The sequence below is a fragment of the Pseudactinotalea sp. genome, from assembly GCF_048594945.1.
In the GTDB taxonomy this organism is placed as follows: Bacteria; Actinomycetota; Actinomycetes; order Actinomycetales; family Beutenbergiaceae; genus Pseudactinotalea.
In genome coordinates this window covers 1-1,894 of sequence record NZ_JBMDXJ010000495.1, presented here as the reverse complement: position 1 = coordinate 1,894, position 1,894 = coordinate 1, and the positions used below count along the sequence as shown (strand labels likewise).

Here is a 1,894-nt window from a genome sequence, read left to right as displayed (position 1 = left end):
GCCCTCGAACGAGAACGTCTGCACGATCGTGGTGTCGCTGACCTCGTGGAAGCAGCCGCGGAAGCCGTACTCCTCGCCGTCGCGGCGGGCCACGTAGCGCCACTCGCCACCGGATCGGGCGTCCCAGGCGAGGATCTCGGTGTCCATGCGGTTCGGTCCGACCCAGCGGGCGAACAGCTCGGGGTCCGTGTGTGCCTTGAGCAGCTGCGCCGGCGTGGCCGCGAAGTCCCGGGTGATCCGGATGAGCGGCACGCGCTCGTCGGCCTCGATGGTCGCTTCGGTGATGGTGGTCATGATGCTTGTCCCTTCTCGTTGCTCGGTTCTGTCATCTCCGCCAGGACGGCGTCCAGGCGCTGGTAGCGCTGCTCGGCTTCGCGCCGGTAGCGCTCGATCCACTTCGTCATGAGGTCGAACACCTCCGCCTCGAGGTGCACCGGGCGGCGCTGGGCGTCCTTGGTCTTGGTGACCAGTCCGGCGTCCTCGAGCACCCGCAGGTGCTTGGAGATCGCCTGCACGCTGACCGCGTACGGCTCAGCGAGCTGGGTCACGGTCGCGTCGCCCGAGGCCAGGCGCGCCACGATGTCGCGCCGCGTCGGGTCCGCGAGTGCGGCGAAGACCTGGGACAGCTCGTCCGCCATGATGCCTCCTCAACCAGTTGGTTGATTACAACGTAGACCCGTCGCTCGGTCTTGTCAACTATCTGGTTGAGAACAAGACCGTGACAGGCTGCTGCCATGGGTTGGTGGGACAAGCTCCGCAAGAAGGACGACGGCGCAGGCCCGGCAGGTGAACCGGCCGGCCCCAGCCCGCTCACCGATGCGGACCGTGCGGCGATCGTGCAGCAGGTACAACGGGAGTTCGCGCAGATGGGGCGCGAAGTGGTCGCCGACGGTCAGGGTGGATTGCGCGGCATGGACGGTCGCGCGTTCGGTACCGGAAACCTCGAGGCGCAGCTGGAGCGACTACCGCGCGACCGGTGGCACGAGCTCATCGCCAACCACGTCAGGATCATGGACTCGACCATCGACGCCCCGGGGCCGGGGTCGCTCGCCGAGGTGCGCGACCGCCTCTACCTGCGACTGCGAGCGGCGTCCGCGCTGCCGCAAGCACCCGACTACGACTCACCGGTGCTGCCCGGCATCATCGGCATGGTCACCATCGACCACCCCGAGCACACCGAGGAGCTGGGCGGCCTCAGCGGGCTCGGCACCTGGGACGAGATCCGCCCGATCGCGCTCGAGAACATCCGCGCGCTGCCGCCGATGCGGCACGACCCGGTGGCGGCCGACTCCGAACGCACCGAAGCCGTGGTGCACGTGTTCGTCACCGACGACTTCTTCGGTCCGTCACGGTTCCTGGCGCTCGACCAGCTGCTGGAACAGATCGGCAGCACCGGGCAGGCGCCGGGGCTGCTGGTCGCGATCCCGCACCGGCACATGATCGCGATCCACGAGGTCGCCGGTCAGGGCACGCTCGCCGCGATGAACGGCATGGTCAACCTCGCGAACGGCCAGTTCAGCAGCAACCCCGGCGCCATCACGCCCGAGGTGTTCTACGTCGCCGCCGACGGGCACTCGCAGCAGGTCACCCACCGTTCCGACGGTTCGGTCACGGTCCGCATCGATGGCGCGATCGCCGAGGCCTTCACCGCGCTCGGGCTCATCGGCGGCTGAGCGCGTATCACAGACGGGCTGGTGGGCTCCTGGTCGGTGGAGGTAGTCACATGAGTCCGAGGTCAGCCAGGGCAGCGAGCCTGAACCGCTGGGTGGTGACGATGGCGTGTGCGCCACGTCGTGTCGCAGCGATGGGCCAGCAAGCGCGCGGTCGCGCCTGTGTCCGGCCACGCGCGATCGGCGCGGCCTCAGCGGCGCTCGTTGCCGCGCCGGTAGTTCCC

At 69.1% G+C, this 1,894-nt stretch carries 3 protein-coding genes; 1 reads left to right on the top strand and 2 read right to left on the bottom strand.

Features of this window, described 5'->3' with window-relative positions; all coding sequences use genetic code 11:
• The coding region (locus tag ACOJSN_RS22370) for an SRPBCC domain-containing protein (protein ID WP_420114697.1) at positions 1–294 on the bottom strand (294 nt) is incomplete at its 3' end.
• The gene (locus ACOJSN_RS22365) at positions 291–638 is read right to left on the bottom strand and encodes an ArsR/SmtB family transcription factor (protein ID WP_420114696.1); all 348 of its coding nucleotides are present in this window, start codon (positions 636–638) and stop codon (positions 291–293) included. The genes ACOJSN_RS22370 and ACOJSN_RS22365, both read right to left, overlap by 4 nt.
• Before the next feature lie 96 nt (positions 639–734).
• Between ACOJSN_RS22365 and ACOJSN_RS22360 the strand changes: the two genes are divergently transcribed.
• On the top strand, positions 735–1,673 hold the full coding sequence (locus ACOJSN_RS22360) for a hypothetical protein (RefSeq protein ID WP_420114695.1): 939 nt from the start codon (positions 735–737) through the stop codon (positions 1,671–1,673).
• Positions 1,674–1,894: the final 221 nt, after the last annotated feature.